Origin of the sequence: Lentzea sp. HUAS12 (assembly GCF_024125735.1) — a bacterium.
GTDB classification, from domain to species: Bacteria; Actinomycetota; Actinomycetes; order Mycobacteriales; family Pseudonocardiaceae; genus Lentzea; species Lentzea albida.
Genome location: NZ_CP099738.1, coordinates 962,858 through 980,156, shown reverse-complemented (window position 1 = coordinate 980,156; position 17,299 = coordinate 962,858). Strand labels below are relative to the sequence as shown.

General features: G+C 71.4%; 14 protein-coding genes. 5 read left to right on the top strand and 9 right to left on the bottom strand.

The genetic code is table 11. The features are described 5' to 3' along the window. Position 1 precedes the first annotated feature (1 nt). The 7 genes from ND450_RS04600 to ND450_RS04570 are packed head-to-tail and all read right to left on the bottom strand — an operon-like array spanning position 2 to position 8,630. A complete protein-coding gene (locus ND450_RS04600; RefSeq protein WP_253324900.1) occupies positions 2 to 2,353 on the bottom strand; it encodes a non-ribosomal peptide synthetase in 2,352 nt (783 codons plus the stop codon). Further along, positions 2,350 to 3,837 carry an FAD-binding protein gene (locus ND450_RS04595; protein ID WP_253324899.1) on the bottom strand — a complete coding sequence of 496 codons (1,488 nt, stop codon included), beginning with the start codon at positions 3,835 to 3,837 and terminating at the stop codon, positions 2,350 to 2,352. The genes ND450_RS04600 and ND450_RS04595 overlap by 4 nt, the downstream gene beginning before the upstream one ends. Next, positions 3,830 to 4,819: a phosphotransferase gene (locus ND450_RS04590; protein WP_253324898.1), complete on the bottom strand. Its 990-nt coding sequence runs from the start codon at positions 4,817 to 4,819 to the stop codon at positions 3,830 to 3,832. The genes ND450_RS04595 and ND450_RS04590 overlap by 8 nt, the downstream gene beginning before the upstream one ends. Then, positions 4,816 to 6,072: a hypothetical protein gene (locus ND450_RS04585; RefSeq protein WP_253324897.1), complete on the bottom strand. Its 1,257-nt coding sequence runs from the start codon at positions 6,070 to 6,072 to the stop codon at positions 4,816 to 4,818. Before ND450_RS04585 ends, ND450_RS04590 begins: the two co-directional genes overlap by 4 nt. Before the next feature lie 2 nt (positions 6,073 to 6,074). Beyond that, a complete protein-coding gene (locus tag ND450_RS04580; RefSeq protein WP_253324896.1) occupies positions 6,075 to 7,049 on the bottom strand; it encodes a transketolase family protein in 975 nt (324 codons plus the stop codon). 10 nt (positions 7,050 to 7,059) lie between these two features. Continuing rightward, positions 7,060 to 7,839 (bottom strand): transketolase, encoded by a 780-nt coding sequence (locus tag ND450_RS04575; protein WP_253324895.1) that lies wholly within the window; start codon positions 7,837 to 7,839, stop codon positions 7,060 to 7,062. 47 nt (positions 7,840 to 7,886) lie between these two features. Further along, complete coding sequence (locus tag ND450_RS04570; protein ID WP_253324894.1) at positions 7,887 to 8,630, bottom strand: hypothetical protein; 744 nt, start codon at positions 8,628 to 8,630, stop codon at positions 7,887 to 7,889. A gap of 236 nt (positions 8,631 to 8,866) precedes the next feature. Between ND450_RS04570 and ND450_RS04565 the strand changes: the two genes are divergently transcribed. From ND450_RS04565 to ND450_RS04545, 5 genes are all read left to right on the top strand, one after another. After that, entirely contained in the window at positions 8,867 to 9,847 is a 981-nt protein-coding gene (locus ND450_RS04565) for an aminotransferase class IV (protein ID WP_253324893.1), read from the top strand. Further along, positions 9,844 to 10,899 (top strand): Gfo/Idh/MocA family protein, encoded by a 1,056-nt coding sequence (locus ND450_RS04560; protein ID WP_253324892.1) that lies wholly within the window; start codon positions 9,844 to 9,846, stop codon positions 10,897 to 10,899. Before ND450_RS04565 ends, ND450_RS04560 begins: the two co-directional genes overlap by 4 nt. 50 nt (positions 10,900 to 10,949) lie before the next feature. Next, entirely contained in the window at positions 10,950 to 11,873 is a 924-nt protein-coding gene (locus ND450_RS04555) for a DUF3500 domain-containing protein (protein ID WP_253324891.1), read from the top strand. 22 nt (positions 11,874 to 11,895) lie between these two features. Further along, a complete protein-coding gene (locus ND450_RS04550) occupies positions 11,896 to 12,678 on the top strand; it encodes an SDR family oxidoreductase (protein WP_253324890.1) in 783 nt (260 codons plus the stop codon). Between the two features lie 129 nt (positions 12,679 to 12,807). Continuing rightward, the gene (locus ND450_RS04545; RefSeq protein ID WP_253324889.1) at positions 12,808 to 12,966 is read left to right on the top strand and encodes a hypothetical protein; all 159 of its coding nucleotides are present in this window, start codon (positions 12,808 to 12,810) and stop codon (positions 12,964 to 12,966) included. Between the two features lie 8 nt (positions 12,967 to 12,974). Here the strand turns inward: ND450_RS04545 and ND450_RS04540 are convergent, their stop codons facing one another. Both ND450_RS04540 and ND450_RS04535 read right to left on the bottom strand, forming a co-directional pair. Continuing rightward, positions 12,975 to 15,926, bottom strand: a complete 2,952-nt coding sequence (locus ND450_RS04540) for an AfsR/SARP family transcriptional regulator (RefSeq protein WP_253324888.1) — start codon at positions 15,924 to 15,926, stop codon at positions 12,975 to 12,977. Between the two features lie 803 nt (positions 15,927 to 16,729). Next, on the bottom strand, positions 16,730 to 17,212 hold the full coding sequence (locus ND450_RS04535; protein ID WP_253324887.1) for a hypothetical protein: 483 nt from the start codon (positions 17,210 to 17,212) through the stop codon (positions 16,730 to 16,732). Positions 17,213 to 17,299: the final 87 nt, after the last annotated feature.

The window sequence follows — 17,299 nt, the reverse complement described above, 5'->3', positions numbered from 1 at the left end:
GTCACCTCCTTCGGCGTGAGGGGCGGCGCTCGGACGGCCGCCGTGCGGGCGTGCGAGCGGGTTCGTCCTCGTCCAGCAGCCGGGCGCACCCGCGCGGGGTGCCGGCGGCGAACACGTCGGCCAGCGCGAACTGCCTGCCGCTCGCGGCTTCGAGCGCGCCGCGCAGCAACATCAGGCGCAGCGAGTCGCCGCCGAGCGCGAAGAAGTCGTCGTCGACGCCGACCTGGTCCAGGCCCAGGACACGGGCGACGAGCTCGGCGGCCCTGCGCTGCCCCTCGGTGGCCGGCTCGGCGTACGGCACGTCGATCTCGGGGCGGGTGCGGGACGAGACGCGCAGCGCCTTGCGGTCGACCTTGCCGCTGCCCAGCAACGGCAGCGCGGGCACCGAGGCCATCCGCGCCGGGACCATGAAGTCCGGCAGGCGTTCCGCGAGGTACTCGCGCAGTCGCTGCACGGGCACCTCCTCGCCCTCGGGCACGACGTAGGCGACGAGTGCGGCGCCCTGGTCGGGATCGGGCGCGCTGACGACGGCGGCGTTGGCCACGCCGGGGTGACCCCGCAGCACGATCTCGACCTCGGCCGGTTCCACCCTTTGGCCGCGCACCTTGACCTGGTCGTCGGCCCGGCCCAGGTACCGCACCTCGCCGCCGGGCAGGTACCGGGCGACGTCACCGGTCCTGAACAGGAGCGGGGGCGCGGAATCGTGCCGGTTGGGCAGGAACCGCTCCTCGGTCAGGTCCGGCCGGCCGAGGTATCCGTCGGAGAGCCCTGGACCGCCGGTGTGGATCTCGCCGGGGATGCCGGGCGGCACCAGGCGGCCGACCGGGTCGCACAGGTAGATCCGCATGTCGAGCGGGACGCCGACGTTGGTGCCGGGCCCGTCTTCTCCTGCTGCTGCCGGGGCCGCGGTGCGGTGGCAGACGTAGTCGGCCTCGCTGAGGGTGTAGGTGTTGTGGACCTCGAAGCCCAGGGAGCGCAGTTCCCCTTCGAGGTCCTCGCCCAGCGCCTCTCCCCCGACGAACACGTGCCGCAGCGCGGGTGCCGTGCGGAACGCGGGCTGGGTGAGCAGCAGCCGCAGCATCGACGGCACGAAGCTCACGGTCGTGATGCGTTCGTCGTGGATCAGCTCGGCGAGGTAGCGGTCGTCGCGGTCGCGACCCGGCTCGGCCAGCACCGCGGTGCCACCACCGGCCAGCGGCCAGACGAACTCGCGGAAGCTGATCGGGGACTTCAGCAGGTGCCGGTCCTCGGGGCCGAGGCGGTAGAGACCCTGTTCCAGCCGGATGCGCGAGGTGTGCATGCGGTGCGGGCGCACGACTCCCTTGGGCGTGCCGCTGCTGCCGGAGGTGAACAGCACGTACGCCGTGGTGTCCGGCCGTGCGGTGTCCGGCGGCGGGCCGGCCGGCTGGTCGAGGGCGAGCAGGGCGTCGACCTTCAGGGCGTCGTCGCCGACAGCGGTGTGCCCGCTGGCCGTGGTGAGCACCGCCACCGGTTCGGAGAGAGCGAGGAGGTCCGCGGCGCGCGGTGCGGGCAGGGCCGGGTCGAGGTAGACGAACCCGCCGCCCGCCTTCCAGATGCCGAGGATCGCGGTGAACAGGTCGAGGTCCCGTTCGCCGGTCAGCACGACGAGGTCGCCGGGAGCGCCGACGTGCGGGAGCAGGGCGTGCGCGAACCGGTCGGACGCGCCGTCCAGTTCTCCGTAGGTGAGGTCGGTGTCGCCGTGGCGCAGGGCGACCGCGTCGGGCGTGCGGGCGCTCTGCTCGCGGAAGAGCTGGTGCAGCGTGACGTCGGCGTGCGGGGTGTGCGGGGCGTTCCAGGTCTCGAGCAGGAGCTCGCGTTCCTCCGGCAGCAGCAGGTCGACGTCGCCGGCGGCCCTGTCCTGGCCGACGGCGAGCTCATCGGCGAGCAGCGCCAGGTGCCGGGCGACGCGGTCCGCGCTGCCGGCGTCGAGCACGGTGGTGTCGTGCAGCAGGGTGAGCCCCCCGCCGTCGGCCACCACCGTCCACACGGGACGGCCGACCTCGGCGCGGGCGGACAGCACCGCGACGTAGGGCTCACCGTCGCCGGGAAGCGGGGCGGGTCGCGGCCGGACGGCGCCGGCGAGTGCGCCCAGCGGCGTGGTCTCCTGGTCCGCCCCGGTCTCGTGGCGCACGACGGTGTGACCGTCCTCGGCGAGTCCGACGACCTCCCAGCCGGTGCCGTAGCGGTGCAACAGCAGCCGGGTCAGCGCGGCCAGGACTGCGGGCGCCCCGGATCGCGACAGCAGGGCGGACGCGGACGCGGTCAGCGGTGCGGTGGCGTGCCGGAGCACCGGCTCGCCGTGCTCGGGAACGCGCTGCGGAAGGGTGATCATCGGCGTTCCCCGCCCGCCGCGGTCGCGAGTCCGGCCCGGCGCCGCAGCACCGAGCGGGCCGCCGCCATGCCGGTCGCGGCGCCGTAGGTGATGCCGATGATCTTCGAGGAGCTGTCGCCGACGAAGTACAGGCCGGGGATCGACGACTCGAGGTCGTCGGAGAGGTCGAGGTCCGGGAAGAGCCGCTCGACGACGGGGGCGGCGACGGTGGAGGTGCCGGGCACCATCCCGGGGTGCAGGGCGTTGAGGCGGTCGACCATCGCCAGCACGTCGCGCACCAGCGACGCGGGCAGGCACTCGCGCAGGTCGCCGTGGTGGTAGTTGATCAGACTGGTGGTCAGGGGGCCTTCGGGGACGGGCCGCCCCGCCAGCTGGTCCACAGTGGACACCACCGGCCTGCCTCCGCCGTAGGCGGAGACCTTCGCGGCGAACGCGGCGGCGTGCTCGGTGCCGTCGACGCCCTCCGGCAGGTCGACGGTGGTGAGGACCCCCATGTTCGACTTGCTGGTGGGCTGGTTGAGGCAGTGCTGGCCGTCGAGCGCGACGGCGTCGAGGAACCCGTACTGCATGACCCGTCCGCCGCCGCAGACGCAGAACGTCCGCACGGAGTGGCCCTCCTCGTTGAGGAACGACAGCTTCGGGTTGTGGCAGCCGTTCAGCAGGTGGTCCAGGTCTTCCCGCCGCGTCTCCAGGCGCACGCCGAGGTCGACGCGGCCGCTCGACCGGTGCGCCACGCCGATGCGGCCGATGAGGTCGCGCACCCACGGCAGGCCGAGCTTGCCCACGCCCACCACGACGTCGTCGGCGTGGAACACGGCCGGTCCGCCGGGAGTCACCGCGCGCACTTCGAACGTGCCGTCGTCGAGCGGCTCGACGTCCTCGACGCGGTGGTGCAGCAGGACGCTGCCGCCGTTCGCCTCCAGTTCCGCCTTGAGGCGGGCGATCACGACCAGCGAGTCGTCGACCGTGACGCTCTGGGAGTACGCGGTGTCGACGTGCTGGAACATCGAGCCGAAGGAGTCGTCGTGTGCGGACTCCTCGGGCTCGGCCGGCGGCAGGCCCAGCTCGTAGAAGATCCGGTACGCCTCGGCGATCAGCTCCTGGGCGCGGTCGAACGACCCGAGCGCGCGCTCCAGGCCGCTGTAGGAGCGGACCGTGCCGTCCGGCGCCGACTCGATCTTCGAGCGGGTGAGCGACGAGATGTAGCCGAGGTTGGTGTCGAAGTGGAAGGCGGCGCCGCCCAGTCCGGTCAGGCAGGTGCAGCGCGGGCACTGCAGCCGGAACTTCTCGGCGTCCTTCACCGAACGGCCGTCCATCCTGGCCACCAGGCGGGAGCACAGGCTCTCCCTCATGTCGCCGCCGGCTTCCAGCAGGGCGACGCGGCGGCCGGCGCGCACCAGGGTCAGGGCCGCGAACAGACCGGCGGGGCCGCCGCCGATGACCACGGCGTCCGTCCGGACCGGCGTGGCGGAGGTGTCAGACATCGTTGCTCCCGAGGACCGAGGGGCGTCGTTCGAGGTAGCGCTCGAGGAAGGGGCGGTAGAAGAGCCGGCTGGTGTCGCGGCCCTCGGCCTCGATGCGTTCGATCAGCCACTGGCAGGTGAACGGCAGCAGGTCGAGCACGCGGCCGGGTTGCTGGCCGGTGTGCGTGGCGTAGTGGACGAGACCGCGGGCCAGGACGGAGCCGAACCAGTGCTCGCCGTCGAAGACCTTGTCGTAGAGCCAGTCGAAGTCGTGGTCCTGGTAGTCGGGGAAGACGGCGAGCGCCGTGGTGACGAGCAGGTTGACCACGTCCATGGCCGCGATGCCGGTGGAGCGGTAGTCCTCGAAGTCGAGCACCCTCGCGGTGCCACCCGCCGGGTCGCAGCGCACGTTCCACGGGCCGAGGTCGCCGTGCGTCGGCGCGAGCAGCGCGGTGCGCAGGGCGTCGTCGGCGTGCTTGACGCCGAACTCGGGCGTGCGGACGTAGTGGGCGGCCGTCTGAAGGGCGAGTTCCGGTGTGGTGGTGACCGCGGGACCGGCGGTGTGCAGCTCGACCACGCGGTCCACGGCCGGGCGGAGCACCCGCCACAGCAGCTCGGGGGTGTCCACGCCCGTCACGGCGGTGGGCAGGTCCACGCCGGGCAGGTAGGTCATGGTGAACCCGTCGCCCAGCGCGTCGAGCGGTGCCGGGCAGCCCAGCGGCGACGGTGGCTGGAACGAGCGCAGGACGTCGAACTCGTGGGCGAGCTTCGGGTCCGTCCGCGACAGCGGGATCTTGGCCACCGAGACCGGTTCGCCGTCCACGTCGAGGCGGACGAACGTGCGGCGGCGCACCTTGCGGGCGCTGGCCGGGGTCCAGGTGCTGGTGCTCACCCGGTCCGGCGACACCTCGCCCAGTCCGGTGCGGTCGCGGTGGGCGGCGAGCATGAGCCGGGCGATCTCGTCGGTGTCGACGGTGCGCTCGGCGAGGTCGGCGAGGGTCACGACGTCCTCCCGGCAGGGGTCAGGCGGTCACCGACGTGGGCCAGCAGGTCGGCGAGGGCGGGGCCGCCGAGCAGCCCGCCGAGCTCGTCGACGGCGGCGGCGCGTTCGGAGGCGGTCAGCCGCCGGTAACCGGCGAGCCGCTCGTTCAGGTAGTCGGCGAAGGAGCGGTACGCGGCCTCGTCCGAGACGAGTTCGCGGGTGAGGCGGTCGAGCGCCCGCGTGCCCTCCAGGTCGTCCTCCGGCACCTCGAACCGCGTGCCGAGGTCGACGAGGCTGGCCGCGTTGTCCCCGATCGCGGTGCCGCGCAGGGCCCGCAGGTTGGTGACGTGCCCGTAGTGCTGCTCGGGCAGCAGGAGCGGGAGCTTGCGCAGGATCACGGCCTCGTGCAACGAGGTGAGGCTGGGCGGCACCGCGTACAGCGGCGCGTGGGCGAGGTGCCGCAGGAAGTCCTCGTGCGGCAGCATCGTGTACTCGATCTCGACGTCGCCGCGGGTCTCGGTCACCGGCTCGCGGAACGCGCCGCCGCACACCATGATCCGTCGCAGCCCGGGTTGCGCCGCGGCGAGCTCGGTGACCCACCGGCTCAGCAGGTCGAGGTAGGCGTTGTGGGACTCGTAGTCCAGGAAGAAGTTCTGGAAGCCGCCGAGGTTGATCAGCAGATCGGGGACGCGTTCCGGTGGCGGGGCGGACAGGGCGGCCTCCAGCGAGCCGCGGTCCACGATGGGGCCGCACAGCTCGACGTGGCTCGCGCCCGCCTCGGTCAGGGCGGCGATGCGCTCCGCGACGCCGGGGAAGTTCTGCGCGTACGACCGGGTGGCCAGCAGGTGGGCCAGCAGGATGCGCTCGTGCGGCGTCAGCGTGTCGAAGACGAACCGCGCGGTCTCGTCGTCGGACCAGCGCACGAGCTGGGCGCGGGCGGCCAGCTCCTCGAATCCGCGCTCGGTGAGCCAGAAGCTCAGCAGGCTGTCGAAGAACAGCACCGGGACGTCGGCGCGCACCGCCCAGAACACGAGCTCCGCGTCCATGACGCTGACCACGACGTCGGCCTCGGCCAAGCCGGCCGCCACGTCCTCGTGGCGCTGTGTGTCCCCCTCGGTGATGCGGGTGAAGCGGTGCTCGTGGCGCCGCGCGAAGTCGAGCGCGACCTCACGACCGGTGAAGTCGATCGTGGCGTCCGCGAACAACGGCGATATGGCGGTCAGTTTGGAGATCGGTCCGAAGCCGCAGGCCTGGGCACTGGAGAAGATCCTCATCGTCACGTTTCCCTCGTGTTCCGGTTGCGGTGGCTCAGTACGGCGGACCGGATGCTGTGGCCGTCGACGCCGTAGAAGCGCAGGAGGTCCTGGTGGGCGGCGACCGGCGGGTACCGGTGGTCGGTGTGCAGGGTGATCACCGCCGGGCCGCGGCCGAGCGCCTGCGCGGTGGACGGGCCGAGACCGCCCGGCGCCAGGGACTCCGCCGCGGTCACGACGAGCGGCCTGCCGCAGGCGAGCTCCCTGATCTCCTCGGTGGGAAAGGGGTGGAGGGTGGTCACCGAGGCGACGGCCGCCGTCACCCCGTCCGCCTCCAGCGCCTCCGCGGCGTCGAGCGCCTCGCTCACGCACCGTCCGGTCGCCACGAGCAGGACGTCGTCGCCGTCCCGCAGCAGCCGGGGCGCTCGGGGGTCGCCCTCGGACGCCGCGGCCGGCAGCACGGGGTCAGGACGCGCGGAGAGCCGCACGTACGCGGGTCCCGAGGCGTCGGCCAGCAGCATCCGCACCACGGAGACGGCGTCGGCCGGGTCGGCCGGGCAGTACACCCTCATGCCGGGCATGGCGGACATCAGGGTGATGTCGTCCGTGGCGTGGTGGGTGGGACCGAGTGGGCCGTAGCCGAGGCCACCGCCCACGCCGAGCAGCAGGACCGGCAGGCCGGGCACGCACACGTCCAGCCGGATCTGTTCGTACGCGCGGCGGACCAGGAACGGCGCCATGGCGGCGGCCACCGGGCGCAGGCCGCCACGGGCGAGCCCCGCGGCGACGCCGACCAGGTTGGCCTCGGCGATGCCCGTGTCGACGTAGCGGTGCGGATCCCGTTCGAGGACCTGGGTGAACAGGGCGCGTCCGTCCGCGCCCAGGGCGATCAGCCCGGGGTCGGCGGCGACGGCGTCGGCGAGCACCGGGGCGAGCGCGGCCCGCATGCTCGGCGGTGCGGCGGAAGCGCGCACCGGCGGGATGGATGTGGTGGTCACGGTGTTCTCCTCACGCCCTCGCGGTCAGCGCGGCGACGGCGATCCGGTGCTGGACCTCGTCCAGCTCTCCCATGTGCCAGGCGGGATCGCCCTCGGCGAAGGGAACTCCCCTGCCCTTGGTGGTGTGGGCGATCAGCACCGCCGGCCCGTCGCCCGCCCGCAGCGCGGTGACGGCGTCACCGATGGCCGTGATGTCGTGGCCGTCGCACTCGCCGACCCGCCAGCCGAACGCACGCCACTTGTCCGCCAGGGGTTCCAGGGCGCAGACCTCCTCGGTGTCACCCTCCTGCTGCAGCCGGTTGCGGTCGACGACGGCGACGAGGTTGCCGAGGCGGTGGTGTGCCGCGAACTGCGCGGCCTCCCAGTTGCTGCCCTCGTCGAGCTCACCGTCGCCCGTGATCACGTAGACCCGGCGGTCCCTGCCCGCGAGCCGTGCGCCCAGCGCGAGTCCGCTCGCGAGCGACAGGCCGTGGCCCAGCGCCCCGGTGGCCGCCTCGATCCCGGGGATGCCGTCGGCGGGGTGCCCCGGCAGGTCGTCCAGGTCCGCGGTCAGCACGCCGAGCTCGGCGAGCACCGCGTAGAGGCCGTAGACGCCGTGCCCCTTGCTGAGGACGAGCAGGTCGCGGTCCGGCCAGTCGGGGCGGTCGGGGGCACGGCGCAGGATCCTGGTGTAGAGGGCGGCCAGCACGTCGACCAGCGACAACGCGGGGCCCAGGTGAATGGCCTTGCGCGCCGCGAGTTCGACGACGCGGAGCCGGGCTCGCCTGGCCAGTTCGTCCGCGTTCGACATAAGGAACACTCCTCGCGAGAACGAGTTCGGGATGAGGCGGAAAGGCGTCAAACGCGGAAAAGGTCTTCCATGGTTTCGTGCGAGATTTCCTTGTTCAGGTCCCGCTCGGCCGCGTAGGCCATGTTGATGATCGTGCGCTTGGCGCCTTCCTCGACCGGGTGCACGCGGTGCAACGTGGTGTCGGTGCGCAGCAGGTAGATGTCGCCGGGGCGCAGTTCGTACGAATAGATGGGGTTGTTCACGAGTTGTTTGAACACCTGCGGGTTCTTCTTGTCCCACGTGGTGTTCGGCACCGTCTGGACGAAACCGCCGTATTCGACGTCAGGGCAGTCGACGACGAAGATCACTCCGAAGCTGTAGTCGTCCCAATGCCAGCCGTGGGTGTCACCCGGTCGTTCGAGATGCGTGATGACGTAGTGCTCGGGCTCGTACGGGCACTCGCGCACCTGCTCGCCCGCGACGTTGCTCAGCGCCTTGATGAAGGCGGGGCTGGAGTACAGCTCGACAGTCGCCTTCCCGCGGGCGCGGATGTCGGCGGCGGTCACGTTGCGCATGTACCGCGGGCTGTTGCTGGTCTCCGCGAGGTGCAGGTCGCGCCGCACCGACTGGCCGGCCAGCAACTGGTTGACGTCCGCCGAGACGGCGGCTTTCACGTCGTCCGGAAGCAGGTACGACACGAGCGCGAAACCCGTCTCGTAGAACGACTTGCGCGAAGTCCACAACTGCTCGTTGTCCACCTCGCGGTCGACGTGTTCCGCGATCGAGGAATCCAGTGTGGTTGTGATGGACAATTCCGTCTCCCTAGTCGGTGTTCCGCCTCTACCGCCCCGTGGACCCGAAAGGAACGTGCAGCGATTTTCTATCAGCCTGAATCACCTGGAGGCCAGCGATACAAAGGCGACCTAAATGGACCACTATCCCTCATCTAAACGATTCATTATCAGCGCCCTGAAACCTTGGACAGCTCCTGGCGGCCGTGTTTTGGTTGAGGCCAGGACATCCACGGCACTTCGGGGAAGGGACACTCATGTCTGCTGGCTACGGGCGGCTGATCTGGCGCAACGGCGTCCTGATGCCGTGGGAGGAGGCCACCGTCCACATCAGCTCGGTGGGCCACGCCTCCGTCTCGGCCGCGTTCGAGGGAGTGCACGCGTACTGGAGCGGCTCGCGACAGGCGCTGCACGGCTTCCGTTTGCGCGACCACATGCAGCGCCTGCTCGAGTCGCTGCGGATGAGCTGGATGGAACCCGAGTTCGACGCGGACGCGCTCGTCGCGGCGACGGTCGAGCTCCTCGCGTCCTGGCAGAGCACGGGCAAGGACCTCCACATCCGCCCGTGGGGCTTCGCCGCGGGGACGCACCGCCAGCAGATGGTGCCGCGCGGCACCCCTGCCGAGATCGCGATCGAGACCTGGGAGTTCGAGAGCAAGCTGGGCCAGGGCCGCACCTGCACGCTCGCGGTCAGCTCGTGGCCGCGGTTCAACCACGGCGCCTCACCGGCGTCGATGAAGGTGTTCTCCAACTACCACAACGGCCGTCTGGGCAACATCGACGCCACCGCGCGCGGGGCCGACTGGCCGGTCTTCCTCAACACCCACGGCCACGTCACCGAGTCGTCGGGTTCGTGCATCGCCCTGGTCAAACGCGGCCGGCTGGTCACCCCCGCCCTGTCCGACGGCGCACTGGACAGCATCACCCGGCGCACGCTCCTCCAGCTGGCCCAGGAGGAGCTCGGTCTCGAGGTGGAGACGAGGTCGGTGGAACGCACCGAGCTCTACCTCGCCGACGAGATCTTCCTGCTGGGCACGTCCGCCGAGGTGCTGCCCGCCGTCGAGGTGGACGGCTTCCCGGTCGGCGACGGCAAGACCGCCGGCGAGGTCACGCAGGCACTCGAGTCCTGCTACCACGACGTCGTCCGGGCGGCGAACGACAAGCACGACGAATGGCTGACTCCAGTTCCACTCGACCTCGTTCCCGCCGGCGCGGGCCTTTCGGGAGGTGTGCGGTGAAGCGTCTCGTCCACGCCGTCATCGGCTGCGGCCGCGTCGCCCCCAACCACGTCGACGGGTTCTCCGCCCTGCCCGGCGTGGAGGTGCGGTGGGCCTGCGACCGCGATCGCGAGGCCGCGGAGTCACTGGCCGGCGCGCACGGCCTGCCCCGCGTCACGACCGACGTCGCCGAGGTGCTGGCCGACCCGGACGTCGACAGCGTCTCCATCGCGACCGGGCACGCCACTCACCACGGGCTGGTCTCGGCCGCGCTCGCGGCGGGCAAGCACGTGCTCGTCGAGAAACCGCTGGCGTTGAGCGTCGAGGACGGCGCTGCCCTCACCTCGCTGGCCGAACGCACCGGACGGGTGCTGTCGGTCGTCTCCCAGCACCGCTACGACCGGGTCGTCACCGCCGTGCGGGACTGGATCGGGGCAGGCCTGCTGGGCGACCTCGTCTCGGGCGTGGTCAGCCTGCAGTGCGGCCGCGACGACGCGTACTACGCGGGCAGCGACTGGCGCGGCACCTACCGGGGTGAAGGCGGCTCGGCGCTGGTCAACCAGGGCTACCACGCGCTCGACGTGACCCGCTGGCTCGCGGGAGGGTTCGAGGTCCTCGGCGCGGCCACCGGGCACACCGCGCCACGCGGGGGCATGGAGACGGAGGACACCCTGGCGGCGCTGCTGCGCACACCCCGGGGCGCGCTGGTGACCTACCAGGTCACGGTGGCCAGCAGCATCACCTGGCGCACCCGCGTCGAGCTCATCGGCACCGGAGGATCGGTCCTGTTCGACCTCGACCACCCCGGAACGCTGCACGTCGCGGAAGGCAACGACGAGCTGCGCGCGGCGGCGGCGGAGTTCACGTCGGCCGAGGTGGAGCAGGCGCCGCCGGGGATCGGCTACTACGGGATCTCCCACCGCAGCCAGATCGCGGACTTCGCGGCGGCCGTGCGGGACGGGCGCCCGATGATCGCCGACGACCGAGCCGGGCTGGAGACCCTCGTGCTGCTCCAGGACATCTACCGCACGGCCGGGAGCGAGGCCGCGGCACCAGCGCTCGCGGGTTCGTGACCCCGGTCCGGCCGACGAGTTCTCCACGGGAATGGGCGGGAGTCCGAAGAATGCTGCACGACATCGCCGGTGCCACGCGCCGGTTCCTCGATTCGCTCGACGCAGACCAGCGCGACGACACGGTTCGCGCGGTCACCGACGACGACCTCAGGCACAGCTGGGGATACGCGCCCGGCACACGGCCCGGCCTGGTGCTCGGCGACCTCCGGCGGAACCAGCGCAAGTTCGTGCACGGCATGCTCGCGGCCGTGCTCAGCCCGCACGCCTACGCGCAGGCCGCGACGGTCATGGCGTTCGAGGACGTCCTCGACCACCGCGAGGGCGGTGACCGCGACCGGCACGGCAGCGACTACTGGACGCTCCTGTTCGGCACACCGGACGGCGACGAACCGTGGGGGTGGCGCGTCGAGGGCCACCACCTGTCGGTGAACGTCGTCGTCGCCCACGGGCGCGTCTCGGTGACGCCGCTCGCCCTCGGCGCGAACCCGGCCCGAGTCACCCACCGCGGCCGCGTCGTCGGCCAGCCGCTGCACCTGGAGGAGGAACTGGCCCGCGAACTCCTCGACCGCATGGGCCCGGCAGCCCGCGACCTCGCCGTGGTGTCGAGCCTGACGCCCCACGACATCCGCAGCGGCAACTCCCCGCACGTCACCCCGTCGGAGCCGGTCGGCGTGACACCGGCGCAGCTCGGCAAGCCCGCCGCCGCGCTCCTGGTGGACCTCGTCCGCCTCTACCTCGACAGGCTCCGGCACGAGATCGCCTACGAGGAGTTCGCGCGGATCGACCCCGAACGCCTGCACTTCTCCTGGGAGGGCTCGACACGCCGCGGCGAGGGCCACTACTACCGGATCCAGGGGCCCGAGGTGCTCATCGAATACAACAACACGTTCAACGAGGCCAACCACGTCCACACCGTCTGGCGTCGCCCTCCGGGTGACTTCGGCGACGACCTCCTCGCCGCCCGCAACGCCTGACCACCACCTCAGGAGACACCCGATGGAAGTCCGCCTGGACGGCCGCACCGCCATCATCACCGGTGCCAGCAAGGGCCTCGGACTCGCGATGGCCAAGGAGTTCGCCGCGTCCGGTGCCGACGTGGCGATGCTGGCCCGCGACCCCGGCACGCTCGCCGAGGCCAAGGCCCTCGTCTCGGCGAGCGCGGCGGGAAGGGTCGAGACCTTCCGCTGCGACGTCTCGAAGGCCGCCGACGTCCAGCGCGCCCACGACGAGGTCGTCGGCACGCTGGGCCAGGCCGACATCCTGGTCAACAACGCCGGCCAGAGCTGCTCCATGCCGTGGGAGCAGGCCACCGACCAGATCTGGCAGGACGACCTCGACCTGAAGCTCTTCGCGGCGATCCGCCTCACCCGGCTCGTCTGGCCGGGCATGAGGCGGCGCCGCTGGGGCCGGATCGTCAACGTGCTCAACACCGGCGCCAAGACACCGCAGGCCAACGGCTCTCCCACGGTGGTGTCGCGCGCGGCGGGCATGGCGCTGACGAAGGTCCTCGCCGGCGAGGGCGCCCCGCACGGCATCCTGGTCAACGCCCTGCTCGCCGGCCAGATCGTGTCGGACCAGATCGTGCGCAGGCACGAGGCGGAAGGGCAGGGCGTCCCGCTCGAGGACTACATCGCCGAAGCCGGTGCCGCCATCCCCGTCGGTCGCATGGGCAAGGCCGAGGAATTCGCCGCCCTGGCCTGCTTCCTGTGCTCGGACCACGCGGGCTTCACGGCGGGTACGGCGATCAACGTGGACGGCGGCGCCTCGCCGGTGGTGTGAGACCACCGAGCAGCACCTGTTGCCGTGCCGTTCCCCCGTCCGGCCCGCAGGACCGGTATCGAGCCGGGAACGGGGTCCGCCACCATTCGACCAGCGAGCATTCCCACCAGCAAGCGAACGGGAGTTCCCATGTACGACAAGGTGATCGGTCTGGCCCTCTTCCTGGCCGCTACCGCGTTCCCGCTGGCTCTCGACGAGCCGGCCGCACCGCACGGGAGCAGCCAGACGATCGCCGCGGCGCACCAGCAGGACCCCGGCCCTGGCGGCGAGGGCCCGAACAGGAGGTGACATCGTTGTCAGCTAGATCGTCGGAACTGCACCGCGATCCCCAGCCTGTCGAACAGCTGGTCGGCCTCCTCACGGCGCCGCGCGGCGAGGGCGACGTCCCCGATCGCCTGGTGGACCTGGGCGAGCCCGTGCAACGCCCTGGCCTCCTCGACCTGGTAGCTCACGTCCGCGGCGATCCGGTGGGCGGTGGTGTGCAGCTCCAGCGCGAGCTCGTGCCGGCCGTTGCCGAGTTCCAGGCCCCCGAGGATGTTCTCGATCCTGGACTGCCGGATGGGAGTCCGGCTCGTCCGGCCGAGCGCGAGAGCTCTGCCGGCGAGAGCCGCGGCGTGATCGCGTTCGCCGCGGCGGTGCGCCGCCTTGGCCGACAACGCGAAGACGAGGGCGCGGTCCGCCGCGGGTGAGCTGTCGTCCATCAGCTCCAGGGCACGGACGAGGTGCACCTGCGCCTCGTCGTCCTGGTCCAACCCGAGATGAGCCGTCGCCAGGTCGGCCAGCGAGACGAGTTCGTTGTCCCTCGCCCCGAGCTCCTGGTTGAGCTCCAGGGCACGGCGGGCGGCCACCGCGGCCTCCTCGTAGTGACCCCACTGCTCGTAGAGCGTGCTGAGATTCGTGAGCGACTCCGCTTCGGCCCGGCTGGCGCGGAGTTCCCTCTTGATGACGATGGACTGCTGGAGCCGGGACAACGCCTCGTCGAACCGGCCGAGCGCGCCCAGCAGCACCCCGAGCAGGCCGGTGTCCTTCGCTTCGCCACGCCTGTCCTCGAGCTGGACCGCGAGCTGCAGCCCTTCGGTCGCCGCGTCGATCCCCTCGTAGAAGCGGCCGAGCTTCCAGTGCGCGACCGCCAGGTTGGACAGGCTCATCCGCAGCAGGGACGTGTGACCGAGCCGCCGCGACGCCGCGACCGCGATCAGGGCGACCTCCCGGTACTCCTCGAACTGGCCGGTGGAGTCGAGCTGGAAGACGACGTTGCGGGCCAGTACGGCAGCCCGCTCGTGCAGCCCCCCGCGGTGGGCGAGCAGAACGACGTTGCACAGCGCGTTCTGCTCGCGGTCCAGCCACTTCCTGGCGTGGTCGGCGTCCTGCAGGAGCGGCAGGCTCAGACCGCCCTTCTCGAGCGAGGACTCCAGCTCGGCCCTGCCGGGGAACGCGAGGTCGCAGGCGAGATCGGTGGCCAGCACGTAGTAGTCCAGCAGGCGGGCGAGCGCCGTCGTCTCCTCCTGACCGCTCTCCTCGTCCTCGTCGTCGGACGGGCGGCCGCCGAGTCGTCGCGCGAAACTGCGGACCAGGTCGTGGAACGCGTAGTAGCCCAGTTCGTGCTGCTGGATCAGGTGACCGTCGAGGAGGTGCTCCATGATCTCCTCGGCCTCGTCGAGGTCGGTGCCGAGGAGCGCGGCCGCCGAGTACACCTCGACGCTGCGCCCGGGATGACGGGCCAGGAGGCGCAGCGCCTTGCGGTGCTTCGACTTGAGCCCGAGGTAGGACAGCTTCAGAGTCACCTCGACGCTGCGGTCACCTGACCGCAGCTCGTCCAGCCTGCGGGACTCGTTGCCGAGCCGGTCGACCAGGTACGCGATCGTCCAGCGCGGCCGGTTGTGCAGGCGGGCCGCGGCGATGCGCAGCGCGAGCGGGAGGTGCCCGCACAGCTCCGCGAGCGCCGCGGCGGCGACGGGTTCCGCGACCACCCGCTTCTCCCCGAGCGTGTCGGCCAGCATCGCGACGCTGCTCTCCGGGGTCATCGTCCCCAGCGAGATCCAGTGCGCGCTGTCCAGGTCGACCAGCCGCGCCCGGCTGGTGACGAGCATCATCGAGCTCGCGCTCGGCGGCAACAGCGGCCGGACCTGCGCGGCGTCGCGCGCGTTGTCCAGCAGGAGCAGCAACCTGCGCTGGGCCGCGATCGCACGCCACTCGGCGATCCGGCCCGGTGCGTCCCGGGGAATGCGATCACCGGGCACGCCCAGCGCCCGCAGCAGCGTCTCGGCGACCGAGTCGGCGCTCAGCGGCTGTTGCTGTTCGGTGAAACCGCGCAGGTCGACGTAGAGCTGTCCGTCCGGGTAGTCCTCGGCGAGCAGGTAGGCGGCGCGCACGGCCAGGGAGGTCTTGCCGATGCCTCCCATCCCGTCGATCGCCAGGATGCGGGGGCTCAGGCCGCGCGGTTCCCGCGCGTGGTCGAGCAGGTCGAGCAACTCCCGCTCGCGTCCCGTGAAGTCCCGCAGGTCGTAGGGCAGGGAGCACTCGGGGACCGAGATGCCGGGGACCGCGGCGGGAAGGGCATGGGGTTGCGGGGGTGCGGCCAGGGCCGGGTCGTTGCGCAGGATCGAGTCGCGGATCTCGGTCAACCGGGTGTCCGGATCGATTCCCAGCTCGTCGGCCAGGAGCCGCCGGACCCGGTTGTAGGTCTCCAGCGCGTCCGCCTGCCTTCCCGAGCGGAACAGGGCGAGCATCAGCTGGGCGTGCAGCGTCTCGCGCAACGGGTGTGCGGCCACCAGCTCGACGAGGTCACCGACGAGACCGGCGGCTTCGCCGTCGTTCAACCGGAGTTCCATCAGCTGCTCGACCGCGGCCAGCCGGCGTTCCTCCAGCGCGGCGGACGCGGCGTCGATCAGCCGGCCACCAGTGCCGGACATGACCGGACCGCGCCAGAGGGCCAGTGCCCGCCGCAGCAGGTCCGCCACGCCGGCGGCCGAACCCGACGCGGCCGCCCGCCGGGCCTCACCGAGCCTGGCCAGGAAGTCGTTGAGGTCCAGGTAGATCCCGTCGGTGACGGCCCGGTACCCGGCCCCCTCGGTGACGAGCAGACCGGCACCGCCGGGGATCACCTGGCGCAACCGGGCGACCGCCTTGCGGACCTGGTGCGCGGCCGTCGCCGGTGGCGCGTCGTCCCAGACCGCTTCGACCAGCCGGGACACCGGTAACACCTGTCCCGGTTCCAGCAGCAGGCTGACGAGCACCCGTTCGTGCACCGGGCCTCCCAGCTTCAGCCGTTCCGACTCAGTCCGGCACTCGAGAAGTCCGAGAATGTGGAAACGCAGCTGCACTGACTCGGAATGCGGCAACGGTGAATCTCCGTACTAGTGGCGATGCGCTTGACAACCAGGATCTCGATGCCGCAAACGGGTGCAATGCGAACAGATCGGCGTCCGCGAAGGATCTCGCCTCCATTCACCAGGCGACCACTGCCAGCCCCGTCGACGCCGGTGCGAGCCGGGAACAAGGCTGCACCGCAACGATCATCGTAGCTTCGATGCAGACCTTCCTGCACCATGAGGCAAAGCCGACGTCTCATTTCGGCCATCAGATCCTCGATCCGGTAGAATGCGAATCCACCGGCTCATCCAAAGCACTCCGGCCTCTCCCGCACTGCGGATCGCGTCGACGCGGATTTGTCTTCGAATTCAGAAATCCGCGAATCATCGGAAAAATCCGGCAGCGCAGGGCCGTCATCGAGGAGCAGCTGGTGGCCGGTCCCCGGCACGCGTGGCCGAGGAGCACCGAAGCCCTTCGTTCTGCCCCGCCCAGCCACGGGATCACGCCCGCTGCGCGGTTGCGCTCACTCCAGCACCTGCGTCAACTCCGGACTCGGACCACCGTGTGCCGGCACGTCCACCCGCAGCCTCGCCGCGGCCCGCTTCGGCGAGCACGTGGCCGATGAACGCGGGGAAAGCCCGATCGGCGTTGATGCGAGCCGGTTCCACCGATCCGTCGGGCACGGGCGTGCCCTCACCGGCGAGGCGCGGCCCCCTGGCCAGTTCCACGCACCGTCGCCTCAGCGGACGACATCGTCGGGGTTCGCGCCGTAGAGCAGGCGCAGGACGGCGTCGGTGAGGGTGTCGAGAAGTTCGTCGTCGTCGTACGAGCCGGGGTTGGCGTAGGCGTCGGCGAAGGTGACGTTGCGCAGGTGGACGACCATCTTGGCGATCAGGTCGGGCGGACCGCCCACCGTCTTGCCGGCCCTGGCGTCGCGCTGGATGCGCTCGCTGAACATCGTGCAGCCCTCGTCGACCAGCCGCGCGCGGACGTGCATGACCTCGGGGCCGGGGTCGGGCGTGATGAACGCCTCGCGCAGCCAGCGGCCGTCGATCTTCCACCGGGCCAGGCCCGCGGCGAGGCCACTGCGCAGCTCGTCGCGGCCGAGGCCGTCGGCGTGGAACCACGCGGCTATCTCCTGGTTGGCCTCCGCGAGCCGGAGGCGCAGATCGGTCAGGTCCTGCTCCGGAACGCGGACGGGGAAAGGTTCGATTCGAGGCATTTCAGGTCCTCACCCTTGGGTGTCGCTGCGCCACTCAGCGTAGAGTGATCGATACATACAGATCACCCAGGGGGTTGTTCGGAGCAG

What these genes read in the sequence shown, in the direction of transcription:
- ND450_RS04595 (WP_253324899.1), bottom strand. Translation starts at nt 3,837, where the DNA reads ATGTCTGACACCTCCGCCACGCCGGTCCGGACGGACGCCGTGGTCATC.
- ND450_RS04565 (WP_253324893.1), top strand. Translation starts at nt 8,867, where the DNA reads ATGTCTGCTGGCTACGGGCGGCTGATCTGGCGCAACGGCGTCCTGATG.
- ND450_RS04555 (WP_253324891.1), top strand. Translation starts at nt 10,950, where the DNA reads ATGCTGCACGACATCGCCGGTGCCACGCGCCGGTTCCTCGATTCGCTC.
- ND450_RS04535 (WP_253324887.1), bottom strand. Translation starts at nt 17,212, where the DNA reads ATGCCTCGAATCGAACCTTTCCCCGTCCGCGTTCCGGAGCAGGACCTG.
- ND450_RS04550 (WP_253324890.1), top strand. Translation starts at nt 11,896, where the DNA reads ATGGAAGTCCGCCTGGACGGCCGCACCGCCATCATCACCGGTGCCAGC.
- ND450_RS04585 (WP_253324897.1), bottom strand. Translation starts at nt 6,072, where the DNA reads ATGAGGATCTTCTCCAGTGCCCAGGCCTGCGGCTTCGGACCGATCTCC.
- ND450_RS04575 (WP_253324895.1), bottom strand. Translation starts at nt 7,839, where the DNA reads ATGTCGAACGCGGACGAACTGGCCAGGCGAGCCCGGCTCCGCGTCGTC.
- ND450_RS04600 (WP_253324900.1), bottom strand. Translation starts at nt 2,353, where the DNA reads ATGATCACCCTTCCGCAGCGCGTTCCCGAGCACGGCGAGCCGGTGCTC.
- ND450_RS04545 (WP_253324889.1), top strand. Translation starts at nt 12,808, where the DNA reads ATGTACGACAAGGTGATCGGTCTGGCCCTCTTCCTGGCCGCTACCGCG.